General features: G+C 57.7%; 15 protein-coding genes. 4 read left to right on the top strand and 11 right to left on the bottom strand.

The features are described 5' to 3' along the window. Window positions 1–158: 158 nt before the first annotated feature. Window positions 159–908 (top strand): class I SAM-dependent methyltransferase, encoded by a 750-nt coding sequence (locus CJP46_RS19385; RefSeq protein ID WP_094597270.1) that lies wholly within the window; start codon window positions 159–161, stop codon window positions 906–908. A gap of 228 nt (window positions 909–1,136) precedes the next feature. Here the strand turns inward: CJP46_RS19385 and CJP46_RS19380 are convergent, their stop codons facing one another. After that, window positions 1,137–1,745, bottom strand: a complete 609-nt coding sequence (locus tag CJP46_RS19380) for a TetR/AcrR family transcriptional regulator (protein WP_094597269.1) — start codon at window positions 1,743–1,745, stop codon at window positions 1,137–1,139. Between the two features lie 221 nt (window positions 1,746–1,966). Here CJP46_RS19380 and CJP46_RS19375 point away from each other — a divergent pair, with 221 nt between their 5' ends. Both CJP46_RS19375 and CJP46_RS19370 read left to right on the top strand, forming a co-directional pair. Further along, window positions 1,967–2,839 carry an NmrA family NAD(P)-binding protein gene (locus CJP46_RS19375; RefSeq protein WP_094597268.1) on the top strand — a complete coding sequence of 291 codons (873 nt, stop codon included), beginning with the start codon at window positions 1,967–1,969 and terminating at the stop codon, window positions 2,837–2,839. 511 nt (window positions 2,840–3,350) lie between these two features. After that, window positions 3,351–4,328: a ring-cleaving dioxygenase gene (locus CJP46_RS19370; RefSeq protein WP_094597267.1), complete on the top strand. Its 978-nt coding sequence runs from the start codon at window positions 3,351–3,353 to the stop codon at window positions 4,326–4,328. Window positions 4,329–4,363: 35 nt separating this feature from the next. Here CJP46_RS19370 and CJP46_RS19365 read toward each other — a convergent pair whose 3' ends face one another. Both CJP46_RS19365 and CJP46_RS19360 read right to left on the bottom strand, forming a co-directional pair. Then, window positions 4,364–5,857, bottom strand: a complete 1,494-nt coding sequence (locus tag CJP46_RS19365) for an FGGY-family carbohydrate kinase (RefSeq protein ID WP_094597266.1) — start codon at window positions 5,855–5,857, stop codon at window positions 4,364–4,366. Window positions 5,858–6,141: 284 nt separating this feature from the next. Further along, window positions 6,142–7,020: a hypothetical protein gene (locus tag CJP46_RS19360; protein ID WP_094597265.1), complete on the bottom strand. Its 879-nt coding sequence runs from the start codon at window positions 7,018–7,020 to the stop codon at window positions 6,142–6,144. A gap of 433 nt (window positions 7,021–7,453) precedes the next feature. Between CJP46_RS19360 and CJP46_RS19355 the strand changes: the two genes are divergently transcribed. Then, window positions 7,454–7,879, top strand: a complete 426-nt coding sequence (locus CJP46_RS19355) for an exosporium protein C (protein ID WP_094597264.1) — start codon at window positions 7,454–7,456, stop codon at window positions 7,877–7,879. A gap of 170 nt (window positions 7,880–8,049) precedes the next feature. Here the strand turns inward: CJP46_RS19355 and CJP46_RS19350 are convergent, their stop codons facing one another. The 8 genes from CJP46_RS19350 to CJP46_RS19315 all read right to left on the bottom strand — a co-directional run bounded on the left by CJP46_RS19350 (window position 8,050) and on the right by CJP46_RS19315 (window position 18,408). Then, complete coding sequence (locus CJP46_RS19350) at window positions 8,050–10,221, bottom strand: Sip1-related alpha-galactosidase (protein ID WP_179281237.1); 2,172 nt, start codon at window positions 10,219–10,221, stop codon at window positions 8,050–8,052. Between the two features lie 193 nt (window positions 10,222–10,414). Continuing rightward, window positions 10,415–11,443: an ROK family protein gene (locus CJP46_RS19345; RefSeq protein ID WP_256992422.1), complete on the bottom strand. Its 1,029-nt coding sequence runs from the start codon at window positions 11,441–11,443 to the stop codon at window positions 10,415–10,417. Further along, window positions 11,410–12,039, bottom strand: a complete 630-nt coding sequence (locus tag CJP46_RS19340; RefSeq protein WP_094597261.1) for a D-sedoheptulose-7-phosphate isomerase — start codon at window positions 12,037–12,039, stop codon at window positions 11,410–11,412. Before CJP46_RS19340 ends, CJP46_RS19345 begins: the two co-directional genes overlap by 34 nt. Beyond that, entirely contained in the window at window positions 12,023–13,540 is a 1,518-nt protein-coding gene (locus CJP46_RS19335) for a four-carbon acid sugar kinase family protein (protein ID WP_094597260.1), read from the bottom strand. Before CJP46_RS19335 ends, CJP46_RS19340 begins: the two co-directional genes overlap by 17 nt. Beyond that, on the bottom strand, window positions 13,537–14,202 hold the full coding sequence (locus tag CJP46_RS19330; protein ID WP_094597259.1) for a class II aldolase/adducin family protein: 666 nt from the start codon (window positions 14,200–14,202) through the stop codon (window positions 13,537–13,539). The genes CJP46_RS19335 and CJP46_RS19330 overlap by 4 nt, the downstream gene beginning before the upstream one ends. Window position 14,203: 1 nt before the next feature. Then, window positions 14,204–16,633, bottom strand: a complete 2,430-nt coding sequence (locus CJP46_RS19325) for an alpha-mannosidase (protein WP_094597258.1) — start codon at window positions 16,631–16,633, stop codon at window positions 14,204–14,206. A 50-nt stretch (window positions 16,634–16,683) separates the two neighbouring features. Next, window positions 16,684–17,613, bottom strand: a complete 930-nt coding sequence (locus CJP46_RS19320) for a class II fructose-bisphosphate aldolase (RefSeq protein ID WP_094597257.1) — start codon at window positions 17,611–17,613, stop codon at window positions 16,684–16,686. A gap of 72 nt (window positions 17,614–17,685) precedes the next feature. Beyond that, window positions 17,686–18,408, bottom strand: a complete 723-nt coding sequence (locus CJP46_RS19315) for an aspartate/glutamate racemase family protein (RefSeq protein ID WP_094597256.1) — start codon at window positions 18,406–18,408, stop codon at window positions 17,686–17,688. Between the last annotated feature and the right edge of the window lie 3 nt (window positions 18,409–18,411).

The raw sequence follows: 18,411 nt of genomic DNA, 5'->3' as shown, positions 1-18,411 counted from the left end.
GTGGTACTGCATTTCGTTCGAGGTATTTAACTTCCGGGCTGGGTCAAAACGCGTACCAGCTATCAAGGGACACGTCTGTCCTTTGATCCATTTGGAAACGAACCGACAACGTCTGCATGGACCTCTATTCTCTTACGCTTTGAAAGGTGGAATGATCTATGGATTCTTTTGATTATAAAACATTTTACGCCGAGGTCGGCCGCATGAACGGTTGGGATTTCAGCCGATTGAACGTAATCGTTGAGGATGCCCGGTGGAATTTTTGGAGCGAGGTCTCCTCACGCTGCAAGGCCGGAGACATTTTGCTGGATATCGGCACCGGAGGCGGCGAAGCTTTGCTGCGCATGACGGATGCGGCCCTGCTTCTGATCGGAATCGACCATTCGGAAGCCATGATCCAAACCGCCAACCGGAATCGGGATCAATCCGGCGGTTTCAACGTCCGCTTTTTGCCGATGGAGGCGTCTAAGCTCGACTTTCCTGAACAATTCTTTCAGATGATTACCTGCAGACATTCAGAATTCAGTGCGGCTGAAGTCGCCAGGGTGCTGACCGATGACGGGGTGTTCCTGACCCAGCAGGTTGGCGAAAGCGATAAACGCAATCTGTCGCAAGCTTTCGGCAGAGGTCAATTTGGGAATGCCAAGCGGGGAACGCTGATGGACCGGTATGCCGCCGAGCTGAAGGAAGCCGGATTCCGCAAGATCGAGTGCCGGCAATACGATGCAGTGGAGTATTACGCGTCGGCCGAAGACTTGATATTTTTGCTGAAGCACACCCCCATCATCCCCGGATTTGGACAAACGGAGTCGGATTTTCAAACGCTCCACCGATTTATTGCCGAACATCAGACGCCGAAGGGAATCCAAACGAATGCCGACCGGTTTATGATCATCGCTTCGAAATGACTGTTTATGGAACCTTCTCAACACTTAACACTTTGATATGATTCGGATCATACACGTCTTGACTGGTATTGCTGTAAAAATATTATGCTTTGTGGTACAGCCAACCATAAAGCCGAGCGTCAGCATGGCTAGAATCCGTTTTTTCATCTTCATAGCCTCCTTAGCGCAAAAACAGCAGCTGATCTTTATGGTCGGCTGCTGTCTTTTATCATCATAATCACGCCCTCGTTAACGAGCGTCCTTTTGAGGTTCTTCCAAAACGGGAGCCAATCCCGCCGCCACGACCACCAGCATCTCCTGAACCATCTCTTCCCCCGATCGATGTTGAGGATCTCTGCTCCACTGAATGGCTGTCCCCAATATGCCCCAACTTATAAGGAGAGCCGTGGGTTCCACAGCTTTTTTTGCCTCCGGCGTCTTCGCTTCTTCGCTCAACCATGTGAACAGGAGTTGATAGAGTTCTTTATGAATGGCGCTTTCAAACAGCGGTTCATACGGACTGTTCTCTGGAGTACGAATCATATATTGCCGGGTAAGGGCAAGAAAATCAAAAACGATTTGAATCAAAGAACGCAAGCTGCTCATATTCGATATTGAATTATTAGGTAATTCCCTTGCCAATTTCCTTTGGAATTTTTGCCTCATCCAACACTCCAGGAATGCATACTTATCTTCGAAGTGCGCATAAAATGTGGCCCGATTAACCGTCGCGCGGTCGGTAATGTCTTGAACGGAAATGGAGTAAATATTTTTCTTTTGCTCGATCAGCTCCATAAAGGATTGCAGTAATAACTGACGCGTGCGCTTGACGCGGGGATCGTTTGGGTTTACTGGCATGCTATCACTCCTTGTACTTGTAACCTAATAAACAACAAAAGCGAGCAGTTGTTGCCTACACAACGAAAACGGCTTCGTGCTGATTGCCTGCATAGCTGTATCAACCTAATATGATTTATACAGTATAGTTTAACCGAAAATGACGCTTAGACAACACTGTTAGTTAGTTGTCCTCTCCAATGAGTTGGGACAGCCATAACCTATGAAAGGATGAATTGTTCATGATTGTCATTACTGCCCCCACCGGCCAAATCGGCCGTCAGGTTCTTGAACGCATCATTGATAGCGGGAAGGCTATCCGTATCATTGTCCGGGATCCGTCCCGGCTACCGCAGCGAGTGCGCGAACGCGTCGAAGTCTTTCAGGGATCACACGATGACATCGATGTCGTCACGAAAGCATTCACAGGTGCAGAGAGCGTTCTTTGGCTGGTGCCTCCGAACCCTCAATCCGGGAATTCCACGGAATACTATTTGAATTTCACCAGACCGGCTTGCCAAGCAATCGAGAGCCTTGGAGTGAAAAGAGTTGTAGGCGTGTCCAGCATGGGGCGCGGGTTCGGCAGAAATGCCGGGATATTATCCGCTGCGTTTGAGATGGATGCTCTCATCGAAAGCACAGGTGTAAGCTATCGTTCACTGCGTATGCCGTATTTCATGGAAAATATGTTTCATGATCTGGGATCCATCAAGAGCCACGGGACGTTCTATATGCCTATGACTGGAGATCAGGAGCTCCCGCTCTGCGCTACCCGGGATATCGCCTCCACAGCAGCTGCACTCTTGCTCGATGAATCCTGGAGCGGTCAAGACAGTGTCCCTGTAGTCAGCCCCGATTCTTTATCGCCCAATGAAATGGCGCATGTCTTGTCTGAAGTGCTCGAGCGTCCAATTCGTTTTCAGCAGGTTTCGATTGCCGAGTATAAAGCTACCCTATCTCAGTTTGGAACGGAGGCATGGGTCAAGGATTACATGGATATGGTCATTGCCCAAAATGAAGGCATCTACGACGACGATTTCCAAAAGGCACGGCCCTCTGACACAAGCTTCCGCACTTGGTGTGAGGAAGTGTTCAAGCCGGCTATTCTAGCTTAAATTACAGGTCAACATTCTTTGCCTTCGTCAACATAGCTCATCAATCGTAAATCCCAACACGAACCCTATAGCTTGTCCTTCTTCCGTACATCCTCTTTGATGTCGCCTCATGAATGAACAAAAGGAATCTATGCATGCGAAACCCGGTGTCCTCGATACCGGGTTTTTATTAAGATTATAGAATTTATAAATTTCAGCGAAGCTGAACCATTCTATAATCGCAAGAAAAACTTCAGCTACACGCGGTCTGTCTTCTTTGAAGGTACGTCGATAGACGTTTTTCTTATGGCTTTGGGTGTATGAATGACTCGAAGCCCCATGTTTAACTCGATATTTGCCGATAGATCTATATATTTTTACCGATGCATCCCCAAACGTTTGACACATCGAAAACAACGTGCTATATTTATCTTAAATTAAAGATTCTTTATAACAAGTAATTGGCATAAGTCATTTCATTCATGGAATAACAAATTTGAGGGAAGCTTAATTCATGAGGAGGAATTGTAACATGAACGGATTAAAAGGAATTCACCACGTAACTGCAATTACGAGCAGCGCGGAAAAAAACTATCAGTTTTTCACTTATGTGCTGGGCATGCGCCTGGTCAAAAAAACGGTAAACCAAGACGACATTCAGACTTACCACCTGTTCTTTGCCGATGACAAAGGAAGCGCGGGAACCGACATGACGTTCTTTGACTTTCCGGGCATTCCGAAAGGCGTTCACGGCACCAACGAAATTGCCAAAACGTCGTTTCGGGTTCCGAGCGATGCGGCACTGGACTATTGGGTGAAACGCTTTGACCGCCTGAACGTGCAGCATTTCGGCATTAAAGAAATGTTCGGTAAAAAGACACTCTCCTTCGTCGACTTCGACGACCAGCAGTACCAGCTCATTTCCGACGAGCACAACGAGGGCATTCCTTCGGGAACTCCGTGGGAAAAAGGGCCGATCCCGCTGGAGTATGCCATCACAGGTCTGGGCCCGGTCTTTGTGAGAATCGCCAACTTCGATTACTTCAAAGAGATGCTGGAGAAAGTATTCGAGTTCAAAGAAATCGGCCAGGAAGGCTCCTACCACCTCTTTGAAGTCGGCGAAGGCGGCAACGGGGCACAGATCGTCGTGGAATATAATGCAGTGCTGCCACCTGCCCGTCAGGGCTTCGGCACCGTGCATCACGCGGCATTCCGCGTGGAAGACCGCGCCGTGCTGGAACAATGGATCACCCGACTGGACGAATTCGGATTTTCGACGTCTGGTTACGTCAACCGTCACTTCTTCGAGTCGCTGTATGCCCGGGTGGCACCGCAAATTTTGTTCGAGCTGGCTACCGACGGACCCGGCTTTATGGGCGACGAGCCTTACGAAACGCTGGGCGAAAAGCTGTCTCTGCCTCCATTCCTGGAGCCGAAGCGCGAGCAAATCGAGAAGCTGGTACGTCCGATTGACACTGTGCGCAGCACGATTGAATTTACAAAAGAATAAGTGTCCAATCTAAAAAAAGCAGCTCCTGACTACGGTCAGGAGCTGCTTTTATAATAGGACAGCAGAGGCTGGAGCAAACCGAGGAAGCCGCGCTCATACAGCTTCCGGTACGCCAGATGGCGCTCCGGATCAGGCTCGTACACCTTCGCTTCGGGATACGTTACGGCAGCAGCCGCTTCGCGGAAGGACGGATACAGGCCGGCCCCGACAGCGGCGGCCAGAGCAGCCCCGAGCAGCGAGGCCTCGGCTGCGCCGGTCATGGTCAGGCGGACGCCCGATACATCGGCCTTGATCTGCAGCCAGTGGCTGTTCCGGGCGCCGCCCCCGACCACATGCATCCGCCGGATCGGGCTGCCGCCGACCCGTTCGGCGCGCTCCCGCAGCAGCTCCAGCTGATAGGCGTTTCCTTCCAGCACCGCCCGGATCAGGTCCCCCTTCTTGTGCTTGGCATCCAAGCCGATGAAAGCGGCCCGGGCCCCGGGCTCAGGAAACGGGGCGCCGCTTCCGGTTAAATACGGATAATACAGAATGCCGGTAGGCTGCTCGCCCGCCTCATCCAGCAGCCGCATCATGTCCGGGTAGGACAAGCCCGCATCCGACAGTGCCTCTCGGGCCCATTCCACCGAACCGCCGGACGAGGAATGCCCTCCCATCCAGTACATGCGGCCCGGCACCGGATGAATGCCGAATGACAAGCCCGATTCATCGTCGGCATCCCCTAGAGGGCGCAGGGGGAACGTCCCGACCAGCGTTTCGGCGGTCCCCATCGAATTGTATGTACTGTCAGGCCCCTCCGGGCAGGCCAGCGAAGCGCACACATGGTCATGCCCGGCCAGAATGACCGGCGCTTCGCCGAGGCCAAGGCCGTCCATGGACGGCAGCACCGTTCCGACCGGCGTCCCCGCCGGTTGAATGGGCGGGAACAGCTTCGGATCCAGCCCGAAGCTGCGGATCAGCGGCTCATTCCAGGCGCGGGTGTCGATCCGGTAAGCGTAGGTTCTCGCCGCCAGCGTTTCATCCTCGGCAATCTTACCGGTAAGCCGGTAAGCGATGTATGACGCGGCGGACAGCCACACGCTGCCGCCGAAGGCGTCCGGGCAAGCTTCCTGCAGCCACAGCAGCTTCGGCAGGCCGTGTTTGAACGACGGCCGCAGTCCGGTCATGCGGAACAGCTCCCGTTCATCCACCTCCTGCCTGATTCGCTCGGCCTGCGGCGCCGAGCAGGTTTCGAACCAAGGCAGGATCGGGGTGCGTGCCTTCCCGTCCGCCGGATGCAGCAGCAGGCCGCTCTCCGCCATGCTCGTAATCCCGACGGCATCGATCGCATCGCCCCGTTCTCCGAGTCGCTCAGCCGCCTGCTGCATCAAACTGGACGCGGTCTCCCACAGCACATCCGGGTCATAAACGGCGGTACCGGCGGGGCCTTGTGCCTTCGGGTTCGCTGCCGAGACGACGGCCAATTCCGAGCCGTCGTTCCCGAACACCCCTGCTTTGATATGAGTCGTGCCGATATCCAAAGAAAGCAGCATCCCGGGCTCCTCCTCTCCAAAAAGGGCTCCTCTACGGGAGCCTTATGCATAGGAGATCAGAGAGCTGAACAACAATGCCGCAGCAACCTGATCTCCCCATCTATATTTCCGCTAAACGCGGTCTGTCTTTGATGCATGTACGTCGATAAACTTTTTCGTACTCCAATCGTAGCACGTGAGGTTTGGAGATGAAAACCCGCCCATCCGGGAACGCAAATCCCATGGACCGGATCTCCCCCTGCAGCAACGGCTTCCACGTAGTGCCGCCATTCGCCGGGCAGTCCTTACCAGGACGACAGCTCCGTCCGTTTCCAACTGTCTTGGGCAACGCAAACATACACATACTGGTCGTCCCAGGCCATTTGTCCCTGACTGCAAGGCTCACTGGATGACTTCGGCGTATGCTTCTCGCGGATGCGAAGCTTGTCTCCGTTCACATCGAGCTTGGTGTCCGGTTCGCTTGTGCCGATTCCGACATTGCCGTCGCTCCGCTGCACGGTAAGCGGGGAATCAACCACTTCGCCGTCGTCGCCATAGCGGACGAATTCCAGGTTTGCCCCGGTGTTGCCGCCCTTCTCTTTCGTGCTGTCCGCCCGAACGGCCCATCGCGGCGTCGTTTTGTTGTCTTCGCCGGCTACGCTGAACTGGAGGTCCCGGTTCGACCCGGTTTCCCCTGCAACCCGCAGGATGCCGTTCATCACATTGAAATTGGATGATTGGGTCCGGATTTCGCTGACGTCCATGTCATAGGGAATTTCCAGCCGCGTGAACAGTTGGTCCGCATATTGACCGTCTGGCGACATCGTCGTCTCAAACGAGAGGTGTTTATGGTCATGCTGCTCGGGATTATTCGCTTTGTCGTGGGAGATGATTGCGGTCTTGTCCTTACCTTTTTCGTCGGCCCATGCAATCGCGGGTTTGGCACGGTCGGCCGTCCATTGCAATCGGATCAGGTCGGACTGATGCCCTTCCTCATTGATCCACTTCTTGTCGGTGGACAATAGCAGCCGCTCGTTATGCGGAACGCGGATTTCGCTGCCGGTCTGTTCCGCTTGATCCAACACGCTATCAGCCGAACTCAATGTTCGGTCGGTGCATCCGATACCTACCAAGCAGACGCCCCCGAGTAAAATCTTTACGATCATCGACTTCGATATTTTCATTGCATATCCCTCCGTTTTCATTTCATTCGACCTTATTCATGTGAATCAGCCAAAAGCTCCGTTTGATCGTATAATAGACCGCACACTGCGTACATCCATTTCAGCAAATTTCCCGGAAAAATGATTCTTTCTGTCTATAAAATTTAGAATCCGATTGTCCGATAGCCGTTCTCAAAATAGGTCTAACTGTTGATATGATTCTAAAAAAATATGTAAACGCCGCGGCGTACCGCAGCTTCTTCTATTTATATGTATTTGTACCTATACGGCAATCAGCTAATCCAGCGACAGGTGATCCACAAATCCGGAAGATAAAGAAACAAGGAACCTACCAATATATTTGCATCAACTTAGATCAGCCATATCTATCGTCCAATCATTCTCTCATTGTTCAACATATCTTGGAACTATCAAACCAAAGGAGTTGATATGATTGGCACGTATTCTCGATAAAGCCACCTCACAGCCGCGCCGCAGATTCAGTCTGACAAACGCTTTTACGATTCGGCGTTCACCGGCAAGATCTCGCCTTGCTTCGATCACTTTACGGATTCCGGCGAACGCTCAACCTAATAGGGTAGATTTAGTAGCGTCCGTAGGCGTTCGGGGTGTCACAGGTATTGCACAAATTCTGTTTAGAGTCTTCCGCGATGGAAGAGAGATTTTCAATACGCAGCAAGGCATTGAATCAGCCGGCTCTGAACAAAACTATGTTGTGACGTTTCAAGCGGAAGATCGAAATGTAAGATCGGGTTCCCATGTGTACACGGTTACCGCCGAAAATAGAACGGCAAATACAAGAGTCGATGTTGTAGGGCCGATATCGTTCAGCGGTTTAGCCGTTCAAACCAGAACTTAATATCGCCGCGAAAAAAGCAAAAGCAGCTCGTTCATCCTCCGTTGAACGGCTGCTTTTGCTTTTTTTTCATTAAAGAAAGAAGCATAGAGCGTGCAAACGGGATATGCGGCGGCATAGCCGTAGGGTTCCCAAGCCGTTCCGACCCCCTATTCGAACCCTTCATGCTGCTTTTACGCCGAGACGATTTCGATCTGTACGGATTGTCCCGGCTCGCCGCAGAGCGCTTCATAGAAATCGCCGGACTCCCCGCCCACCGGGACAACAAGGGCCGCCTTCCCGTTTGCGGTGACGCTCAATGGCGCTGTTTTGGCTGCAAACACAAATCTGCCGCCTTCCCGCAGCCGGACGCTCGTCACCTTGCCGGACTCGGTGTACCCGGTAACCGCCGCCGGGGAAATGTATTTGCCGGCCAATCCCACGGGAGTGACGCTGCCTGCAACCGGAACGACCACAAATAAGGCGCATTTCCCTTCCTTCAGGCAAATCGGGGTCTGCTCGTCAGAACGCATCAGCCAACCCTTTCCGGCGAAATGATCGTACACGGCGAATTTCTCGCCGCCGAGCCCCGGCGCATCGGCCGGTCCGATCGAACCCGCGACCTGCGCGGCGTCCCCGCTGATATGGAAAGCAGCCACAACGCCTGCGTTTCCTGTCCGGTTCCACAGCTTCAGCGGCACATGCTCCTCGGCCGGATTCAGCAGCAGGCAGTCCGGTGTCGGATTCGCCGTCTCGTCGCAGCGGATAACGGTGCCGTCTGCATAAATCAGCGGCCAGATATGCGACGGATCGGTATTCCCCGGGGCGTCGCTGATATAGACCGGGCCTCCGCTCACCGCGCGCAGCACCGCACTTTGCACGTCGTCGTGGTTTTTGGACCAGTACATATCCCAATCTCCCCAGTAAAAAGCCCCGTGGTAAAAGGAATTGTAGCCGTTCTGCAGCGCGTGCTCCGGAAAGCCGAGCTTCTCCAGCGGGACAAAATCGTCACTGTTGCGCGAAACGGCCGACTTCGGCCGGTGCCATACATTTTCGGAGGCCATTCCCATGCAGTTGATGATGGTCCCGTCAAAATGCAGCGCAACCGAAGCCTCCAGCGCCTCATGCGCAGCCGCGGCAGCCTGGCCGATCGGCATCCGTCCCTGCAGGTAGTTCAGAACCGCGCTCTGGCTGTCCACCTTGACGAAATCGATGCCCTGACGGCGCAAAAATCCGTGCCAGGCATGCCAGAAGGCAAAGCCTTTGCCGGCTTCCGGATAAGGGATCAGGTTGCCCCGGGGCACCCGGTACAAATGGTCCGCATACGTCCTGGCGATCGGGCTGTCCTCCAGAATGCCGCCCCAGTAGCCGGCGATGGTGTGCCATACCCCGACGTGGCGGATGCCGTAGCGCTCCTTCAGTGCATGCACGGCACGCTTCAAACCGCCGGAAAATTTAACGGGATCCGCTTCAAAGGAAGACAGCTTGCCCCCGGAAATATCGGACCAGCCGTCGTCGATCATCACCCAGCCGACCGGCAGCCCGAGCTGCTGCAGCTCGGCGGCTTTGGCCAGCAGCCCTTCTTCGCTGACCTGGTGGTAAAAAGCGTCCCAGCTGCACCAGCCGAGCTTTTCCAAAATGGCCGGAAACGGCTTCTGCTCCCTGGGCAGCGCCGGATAGTCCAGCGCTTTCAGCGCGGAAGCCACGTTGCTCTTGACGAGACCGTACGGGTCGCTCCCGGCCGCAAAGGCAAAGGCCAGCGCTTCGCACCGGGTATGCCCTTCCTCATAGGCCGATAATCTAAGCGTAATCCCTTCCTCGGAACCGGCGGCATCCGCCCGCCATACCGGCCCCGTTACCGGCAGCAGGTGCCCGTATCCGGCCGCCGTCTTCCACAGCACCGACTGCATCTTCTCCGGAAGACCGGCCATATCGGTGCCAAAATGCGGGCGGGTCCACCAGTCCTTATGCTGGTAGTTGGCCATGAGCCCTTCGATCCGCCCGGCCGGCCGCAGCGTCAGCAGGATCGCATGCTCCCCTGCGAACGAGCGCTGCTTGCCGAAATCATTTTCATTGGCGATACTGGCTTCCAAGGATACCAGGACTGTACCGCCTGCTTCCTTGCGCACAAAAATACGCGCCTGAATGGACTCATCTTCGCTCAGGTAGTGAAACCGGGTCTCCTCAAGAATTCCCCGTTCCGTTGAACCTTTCTCTGTGTCCGACCCCGTCAGCCGCAGCCGAACCGCTTCGGTCACCGACTGAAGCCGAACGGAGAGTCCAAACGGCCAGAGCAGAGCTTTCTCCCCGCTGTCCGCCCCAAGACTTTCCCTGGAAATAAACGCGCCTTGCCCTTCGATACTCATCAATGATTCCCCCTGCTGCTCCCAAAATGACGAACATGCCAACTTCCAACCATCCATGCGACAAAGGCCTGAGGGCTTTGCACTTCTATGCCTTCAGGCCGCGAATCCTGTATCAAATCAATGAAGTTAACCTCTATCATCTTAAAAAGTTTACCGAGTCTTCCTGCAAATTCCCGGATCGGTCATTCCAACGTTAATGCTCCCCCAGCGCGTGAAGCGCAACGGACAAGCTGGCCGCATCCCCGACATGCTCGCCGAGCTCCGAGGGCAGAATCCGGCAGGCCGAGAGAGCCGCCGGCAGCGCTTCGCGCCGCAGTTCCTCCAGCACGAGCGGCTGGAGCACCTGCGCCTGGCGCGCATAGATGCTGCCGATCACGATCCGCTCCGGATTGAGCGTATCGACGAGAACGGCCAGGCCCCGGCCGAGCTTGCGGCCGATGATGCCCACCGCTTCGCGCGCCAGCGCGTCCCCGGCGGCGGCCGCCTCAAACACGTCCTTTGCCGTCCATGGAGCGCCCCCGCTCTCTTCCGGGTTCGAGGCCAGGCCTCCGGCGCCGACGGATGGATGCGCGGCAGTCCCTGCCGCCGCTTCCCTTAAACCGGAATACAGGCGGGCGATCCCCCCGCCGCTGCAAAAGCCTTCAAAGGAGCCGGCCTTGCCGTAGCCGACCGGCCCTTCCTCCGCCAGGCGGATATGGCCGACCTCACCGGCCATGTCACTTGCGCCGGTATACAAGGCTCCGTTCAGGATCAGACCCGCGCCCATTCCTGTCCCGAAGGTCAGGAAGATCATACTGGACGCCCCGCGCCCGGCCCCCCACCGCCATTCGGCGAGGGCGCAGGCGTTAGCGTCGTTCTGGAGCGCGGCGGGAACGCCAAAGCGATCCCGGAGCGGCGTGAGGACGTCAATGCCGTCCCAGCCGGGCAAATTCGGCGGGGAGAGAATCAGTCCCCGCCGGCTGTCAAGCGGGCCGCCGCAGCTGACGCCGACGGCCGCCAGCGGCTCGCCCCCGCCGGCCGAAGCGGCCAGGTCGGCCAGCTCATCGCACAGCGACGCCAGCGCTTCCTCCGGCGTGCCCGGCGTCGGGAAGCTGTGCTTGCCCACGATTTCGATCCGGTCGCCCTCCACCCTTCCGAGCACGGCCGCGCATTTCGTTCCGCCGATATCGAGGCCTCCCAGCAGCATGCTCATGCGAAAAAAGCCTCCTCCAGCAACATGCACAGCGTATGGTAAATCGGCAGATGCCTTTCCTGGATGTCCGGCGTGCCGTCGTAAGGAACGCAGACGGCAATGTCGCACAGCTCCTTCAGGCGTCCGCCGGTGCGGCCGGTGAGCCCGATCGTGGTCATCCCGAGGGATTTGGCCACCTGAACGGCTCGAACCACATTCGCGGAGTTGCCGGATGTGCTGAACACGACCAGCGTATCCTTCGGCCGGCCATAGCCGTATACCTGCTGGGCCACCGCCATATCGGCGGCAACGTCGTTAATGAACGCGGTCGACAGGCCGCTCTGGCTGACGAGGGAGATGGCCGGCAGCGCACCCTGCAGCCGGTCGGCGATATAAGCGCCTTCCTCGCCGTGAATGAGCATTTTGTCGCGTTCCGCCGGCGGCAAAGTCCGCTTCAGCATAAAGCCCTTCATCAGCTCGCCCACGACATGCTCGCAGTCGGCGGCGCTGCCGCCGTTGCCGGCGAGGAGCATTTTGCCTCCCTGGCGAAAAGAAGCCTCCATCGCCTCAAACGCCTGCCAAACTTCGTCCCGGCACGGCTGAAGATCCGGATATTTCGCAAACAGTTGATCAAAGATCGCGCTCATCGCAGTCACTCTCCCCATGGATGTTCATTCCCTTCAAATGTTCGATGGCTTTGACGATAAACTCCGGGCTGCCGAAGCTGCCCGATTTCAGCACGAGCAGGCGCTCCCTGCCGTCCAGCGACATGCAGGAGGGCAGCCCTGGCTCAATCTCCTCCAGTACCCGCAGCCCCGCGATGCCCAGCCGGCCGCACACCGCGGCAGAGGTCTCGCCGCCGGCGATGACGAGCCGGCGCTGCCCGGTACGCTCCGCGACCTCGGCTACCGCGCCTGCCAGTTCATCCGAGACGATGCGCGAGAGCACTGGGCCCTCTAGGCCGAGCTCCCTTGCCCGTCTCCGGGTCGCCGCAAGCTTGCCGGCATCGTTCGATGCATGGATCAACACATCGCGTCCGGAGGCCAGTTCCGCGCGGGCCCGCCGCACGACATCGGCGATGTGTCCCGCTTTGTGCGCCGGTTCCAGCAGCAGCAAGGAGTCGAGCTCAATGATCGTGACGCCTTCTTCCCGGGCGAAAGCGATCTGGGCCGCAGTTTGCGGCATTAAGCTGCCTGCCGCGAGAAGCACCCCTTTGCTCCCGGTCCCGTTTCCGGCTGAACCGGAACTGTCCTGCAAGGCATCGCCATCCTTGCGAGGAACGCGGTGTTCCTTACCATCAACGGAGGGCAGGTCACCTTGCCCGACAACCGGCCCGCTCCCGGCTGAAACCAAGGCACCCGCTGCTTCTTCTTCCCGGTCAGCCTTGAGGGTTTTCAGCCCCCCATTCGCAACAGGTCCGGCACTGGGTCCACCCGATCGTTCCCGTTCAGCATCTGCACGCTTCAGCAATGGCGCAAGCTCCTCATAGAGTCCGGAACTGCCGCACAGCAGCGGCTCACCCTTTACCGCCTCAGCGATAATCCGCAGTGACTGCTGATCGCGGACATCGAGGATCAGGTAGGCGCTATGGCTCCGCATCCGGTTTATTTCCCTGCGGAGAGCTTCGGCGCCTTGCTCCACCACGCCGATCGGCAGCATCGCGACTTTTCGCTCCGTCTGCGCCTGCAGGATCGCCGTCAGCTCCGATTCCTGCATCGGATGCACCGGATCTTGCCGGAATTCGGACTCGGCGAGCGGCTTGCCGTGCACGTAATGGATGCCGCCCAGCGTAACGCGGCCGTTCTTCGGGAAACCGAGCACGACGACCACGAACGAAGCGGGCACCGCATCCAGCATGGCGTCGAATTCCGCTCCGATGTTGCCGCGGAAGACCGAGCACGTTTTGTTGATCAGCCGCGTGCAGCCGGCGGCCCGCAGGGCAACCGTGGCCGTATATACCTTGGCGTAAGCCTGATCCCCGGTATCGAGCCGCGAGTTCGTGTCCACCACGAGCACGTCCGGCAGAGGTTCCGGCAGACCGTGCCGGAGCTCATCCGCCGGATACACATGTATCGTCAAGCCCGCCTTGGCGAACATGATGCCGATGTCGTTCGCGCCGGTAATATCGTCGGCAATGACGCCGATCATCCGTCCCACCTCCTCCGCGGGCGGTAGCCGGACCGCTCCAGAAAGTGCTGCCGAACCGAATCCGGCAGTTCTTGAAGTCTTATGCCCGCGCTCCCGGATTCAATCACCATCCGGCAGGCCATTTCGAGCGTCTGCAGCGCCATCCGCGCTTCCTTGATGCTGGTGTCGTATACCAGCACCCCGTGGTGCTCCAGCAGCAGCACGTTGGCCTGCTTCGCCTTCTCCCTGACCGCTTTCCCAAGATCCAGCGAGCCGGGATGGGCATACCGGACGCGCTCCACGCGCTCCAGGTAATACATCGTCTCCACGAACAAGCCGGAAGGAAGCGGAATATCGGCGCAGGCGAACAGCGTGCTGTAGAAAGGCGACGCATGCAATACCGCCCCGACGTCAGGCCGCAGGTCATACACGGCCTGATGCATCGGCACTTCCTTGGACGGCTTGGGACCGGCAGCCGCCGGCACCTCTCTGCCGTCCAGAACGCATTCGGCGAAATCCCCGTCGCCCAGTTCCCCCAGGAACGTTCCCGTCGCCGAAATCAGAAAGCTGGCATCATCCAGCCTGGCGCTGATGTTTCCCGCGTTGCCCCAGGCGAGCCCTGTGTCCATCATGAATTTCCCGGCCGCCCGCAGCTCGGCGGCCGTCTCTTCGCGGCGGCTCATCTTACAGGTCCCACTCCAGGAGGCTGGTTTCCGTCACTGGAAGGTTTTTGTCAGCCGGCACGCGGAACGTTTTGATTTCCGACGGATTGAAATCGGCGCGGATGCTGCGTTCCCATTTCGGGAGCCGGATTTCCGCCGTCGTCGCTTTTTTGTCCGTTTCATACACGCGCAGGATGAGATCATCGTTATCCTCCGCTTTTTTCACCGCGCTGACGATAACGTTGTCCCGGTCTACCGACAGGTACGAATCGGTCTGCGGCAGCTTTCCGTCATGGTAAGTCTCAATAATAGCCACCGGCTTACAGTTCAGCTCCGCTGCGCGGCGCACGGTTCCGGCCTGCTCCCAGCCTTCTTCGTGGGGAAGGAGCGAGTAGTGGAACTGCTGGATGCCCTGGTCGGTAAAGGCATATTCGCCGTCCGCCTCCGGCTCGTAAGGATCGTGATGGGCGTAAATCGGACTCCTCAGCACGGTTAAAGCCAGCTCCTTGTTGTGGATGCTGTAGCTGTATTTGGCGTCATTCATCAGGCTCAGCCCGTAGACACGGTTCGATCCCGGAACGATCCCGGTATAGTCAACCCAGCTCTGACCCGGCTCTTCCTCGCCGTTATGCTCGCGCTCGATCGTTCCGTAAGGAATTTCGTACGTATGCCTGCTGAAAACGCAGTTCACCGGGAAGACGAGCTTCAGCATTTTGAATTTTTCCCGCCAGTCCACGGTCACGCGAACTTCGATTTGGTCACGGTCCGGATACATCGCAAAATCCTGCACCAGCCGCGAGCGGCCGTATTCGCTTACTACACGGATCACCGATTTGACCGGCCCATGCTCGATGCGCTGCACTCTGACCGCCTTAAGCTGCCCTGCCGTCCGGTTAAAATGAAGCACGTCATGGCTCCACGTGTCCGAGGTGTCGTCGATCACGACCGGTCTCGCGCCTTCGCCACGCAGCACCTCATGATCCAGCTTCTTGTCCCGCAGGCTCTTAATAAAGCCCGTGTCCTTGTCAAACTCCAGCCGCAGGCGGCTGTTTTCCAAGACGAGATCGCTGGCCGTGATCGGTTCCCCGACCGGCTTCAGCGAGGCCGATTCCAGGAACAGCTTGTAGACCCGGTATCCAAGCGGCGGCAGTTCGGCCATAAAGCTGAGACGGTACCGTCCTCTGGCAGCGGCCTGCGACTTGACGGTTTGGAACGGCACCGGCTTGCCGGTATCGTCGACCAGAACGCTGCTGTCCTTGATCCCGCCGATCTCCAGCTCGACGTTCACTTTGCTGGACCAGGCATGCGGGTTAAACACGACGATCGGCCGCATCGTCTCATCCTGCTCGATGCCGATGTTCCAGGACAGCGACTGCACTGCATAGTTCAGCGAGCGGTCGGCAATCGCCATCGCCTCCCCAAACAAATATCTGGCGTCCTCATACGCAGGCTCCAGGCTCGTTCCGGCCAGGATGTCATGGAACTGGTTGAACAGCACGTTTTTCCAGGCACGCGTAAATTCCTCCGGGTACTGCTGGCCCGTGATCCATGAGGCGAGCGCGGAGAACTTCTCCGCCGCGATCAGCCGGTTCTCCGCCTGGCGGTTCCACTGCTTGATGCCGGAATGCGCGGCATAACAGCCGCTGGCGTGATGCTGCAGGTCGTCATGCACAACGGGAAAATCGAGCCCGGACGCCTCCATATCCTTGAAGTACCGGTCAGGCGTAGCAAACTCGAGCTTCGGCAGATCAGGCTCCTGGTTCAGGCGCCGAATGCTCTCGATATTTTCCTTGGTCGGCCCGCCCCCGTGGTTGCCCACGCCGTAGAACAGCATCAAGTCGTTCAGCGGTTCCTTGAACTCGCCGAGGCAGCGGCGCACATGGTTCTCCAGATCTTTGCCCCAGGACAGGTACTCAAACATAATGCGGAACGTCAGCACCTTGGACCCGTCGTCGGACTGCCACCAGAAGAGACGGCTCGGCAGGCCTTTCTCGTTCGGCATTGGCCGCATCATCACGTAGTAGTCCATCCCGCTCTTCTTTAAAATTTGCGGCAGCATGGCATTATGGCCGAAGCTGTCGACGTTGTAACCGACCTTGGCGGTCACCCCGAACTTTTCCTTAAAATAACGCTGGCCGTACAGACCCTGGCGGACGAAGGATTCGCCCCCCGGGATGTTGCAGTCAGGCTGGATCCACCAGCCGCCGACGATGTTCCATCGCCCTTCCTTTACACGTGCGCGGATTTCCTCGAACATCGCGGGCTCGTTGTTTTCGATCCATTCGTACATGGCCGCCGAGCTGGACGTAAAAATAAAATCCTCCGATTCCTTCATCCGGTCGAGGGCCGAGCGGAAGGTCGCCTTCGCTTCCTGAAAGCCCTCCTGCCACTGCCACAGCCACACCGGGTCGAGATGCGCGTTGCCGATCATGTACAGCTTTTTGTCCTTCATAGTGGTTCAGCTCCAATCCATGGTTACTTGGGTGTAAAGATGAGTCCGGTTTATTGGAAAAAGCGTCCGGCCTTCCCGGCGCTAAGCACAAAATCCTTCATCTTGTTCATGACCGTCTGTTTTACGGCTTCGCGGCCGGCAGCCAGTTGATCCGGCGCGAGCGCCCGGCACTCCGCGTCCGTCATCCGCTCTTCCCGGCCCAGCGCCGCCAGCAGCGACAGCTCCAGGTCGGTGGCGATATTCACTTTGCTGACGCCGCCCCTGGGCAGGGCGAACGCCTGCTGCATCATGTCCGCCGGAACGCCCGAACCGCCGTGCAGCACCAGATGCACCGGGGTCAGCGCCCGGATCGCCGCTAGGCGCGCGTAATCGATCTTCGGCTGCTTCACGTCGTAAACGCCGTGTGCGGTGCCGCATGATACCGCCAGCGCGTCTACGCCGGTTAGCCGCACGAACTCCGCCGCCTCATCGGGATCGGTGTACAGCTCTTCGTCCGTGTCCGTCTCGACGAAATCGGTCGTGCCGATCATGCCGAGCTCGGCTTCGACCGAGACGCCTCTGGCATGGGCATAGTCGGCCACTTCCTTGGACTCACGGACGTTGACTTCGAACGGTTTCTCCGACGCGTCGATCATGACGGAGGTGAAGCCGGCTTCGATCGCCTCGGCGGTAACCGCCATATCCTTCGTGTGGTCCAGGTGGAGCACCACCGGAACGGTGATCTGCTGCTCCTCCAGCTGGCGGTAGAATTCCTCCGCAAATGCCTTCGGCGTAATGCCGTACCGGACCAGCTCCTTCTGCGATATCTGGACGATCAGCGGAGAATTCGCCTCCTGCCCTGCCGCCAGAACGGCAGCGATCATCGACGTATAGCGCGGCGAAAACGAACCGATCGCGTATTTTCCGGCTTCGGCCGCTTCCAGCGCCTGCTTCAGCGTCAGGACGTTGGACCGTCCCGTAGATCCTGCTTGGGTCGTCATATGGTAATAGCTCCTCTCGCTACTCTCGTGTAATTCTGGATTACATTGACCGTGATTCACCATTCGGTCCGTTCAGTCCATCCTGTCCGCCATCAACCGTTCGCGCACTCGCTCCATTCCGAAGGCGGGGCTGGTCAGAAAGCAGCCCCGTTCCTCGGGAGGCAAGCCTTCCACCGCACGCGCCATCGATGCCTGGGCCAATACGACGATGTCCGCCGTCTCGGCCATCCGGGCCAGCGCCTCGGCCAGCACTTCGTCATGGCCCTGCCGGTCGCCGGCCAGCAGGCGTTCATACGCGGAAGAGATCACCTCCGGCATCAGCCGGACATCTCTTCCGAGCCGCTCCGCCTGCTGCAGCAGCAGCCGCTGCGTCGGCCCAAGCGTCGTGGCCAGCGTGGCCGCCACGCCGATGGTGCCGGCGGAGCGCACCGCATGCTCCGCCATTGCTTCGTCGATGCGCACGATCGGCACCGCGATCTCCGGCTGCACCGCCGCGCACAGCTCCCCGATGGAGGAGCAGGCGTTCAGGATGCAGTCCGCGCCCTGCTGCTTCGCAATGTGCGCATACTGCTGCCACCGCCCGGCGATGGCTCCCACCCGCCCGCCGTTCTCCGCGAGCTCCGGCAGGATCGAGTCATCCACCAGATTGATGACGCGGAGGCCGGGCATCCACTGCTGCGCCAGGTCCCGCAAGGGATCGATGGTGACCGGGGTCGTATGGATGACCGCCAGTTTGAAGCGTCCCCATTCCTGCGGCTGACGCGATGTACTTGTATCGACTGTATCCATGTCCATCCC

The sequence above is a fragment of the Paenibacillus sp. XY044 genome (assembly GCF_002257645.1).
Classification (GTDB): Bacteria; Bacillota; Bacilli; order Paenibacillales; family Paenibacillaceae; genus Paenibacillus_AQ.
The sequence above is the reverse complement of the archived record's forward strand: the minus strand, read 5'-3'. Positions and strand labels throughout refer to the sequence as shown.

Excerpts from the sequence above, each read along its gene's own strand:
- CJP46_RS19350 (WP_179281237.1), bottom strand. The coding sequence starts at position 10,221 with ATGAGTATCGAAGGGCAAGGCGCGTTTATTTCCAGGGAAAGTCTTGGG.
- CJP46_RS19325 (WP_094597258.1), bottom strand. The coding sequence starts at position 16,633 with ATGAAGGACAAAAAGCTGTACATGATCGGCAACGCGCATCTCGACCCG.
- CJP46_RS19340 (WP_094597261.1), bottom strand. The coding sequence starts at position 12,039 with ATGAGCGCGATCTTTGATCAACTGTTTGCGAAATATCCGGATCTTCAG.
- CJP46_RS19335 (WP_094597260.1), bottom strand. The coding sequence starts at position 13,540 with ATGATCGGCGTCATTGCCGACGATATTACCGGCGCGAACGACATCGGC.
- CJP46_RS19370 (WP_094597267.1), top strand. The coding sequence starts at position 3,351 with ATGAACGGATTAAAAGGAATTCACCACGTAACTGCAATTACGAGCAGC.
- CJP46_RS19320 (WP_094597257.1), bottom strand. The coding sequence starts at position 17,613 with ATGACGACCCAAGCAGGATCTACGGGACGGTCCAACGTCCTGACGCTG.
- CJP46_RS19380 (WP_094597269.1), bottom strand. The coding sequence starts at position 1,745 with ATGCCAGTAAACCCAAACGATCCCCGCGTCAAGCGCACGCGTCAGTTA.
- CJP46_RS19385 (WP_094597270.1), top strand. The coding sequence starts at position 159 with ATGGATTCTTTTGATTATAAAACATTTTACGCCGAGGTCGGCCGCATG.
- CJP46_RS19375 (WP_094597268.1), top strand. The coding sequence starts at position 1,967 with ATGATTGTCATTACTGCCCCCACCGGCCAAATCGGCCGTCAGGTTCTT.
- CJP46_RS19330 (WP_094597259.1), bottom strand. The coding sequence starts at position 14,202 with ATGAGCCGCCGCGAAGAGACGGCCGCCGAGCTGCGGGCGGCCGGGAAA.
- CJP46_RS19360 (WP_094597265.1), bottom strand. The coding sequence starts at position 7,020 with ATGAAAATATCGAAGTCGATGATCGTAAAGATTTTACTCGGGGGCGTC.
- CJP46_RS19365 (WP_094597266.1), bottom strand. The coding sequence starts at position 5,857 with ATGCTGCTTTCTTTGGATATCGGCACGACTCATATCAAAGCAGGGGTG.
- CJP46_RS19315 (WP_094597256.1), bottom strand. The coding sequence starts at position 18,408 with ATGGACATGGATACAGTCGATACAAGTACATCGCGTCAGCCGCAGGAA.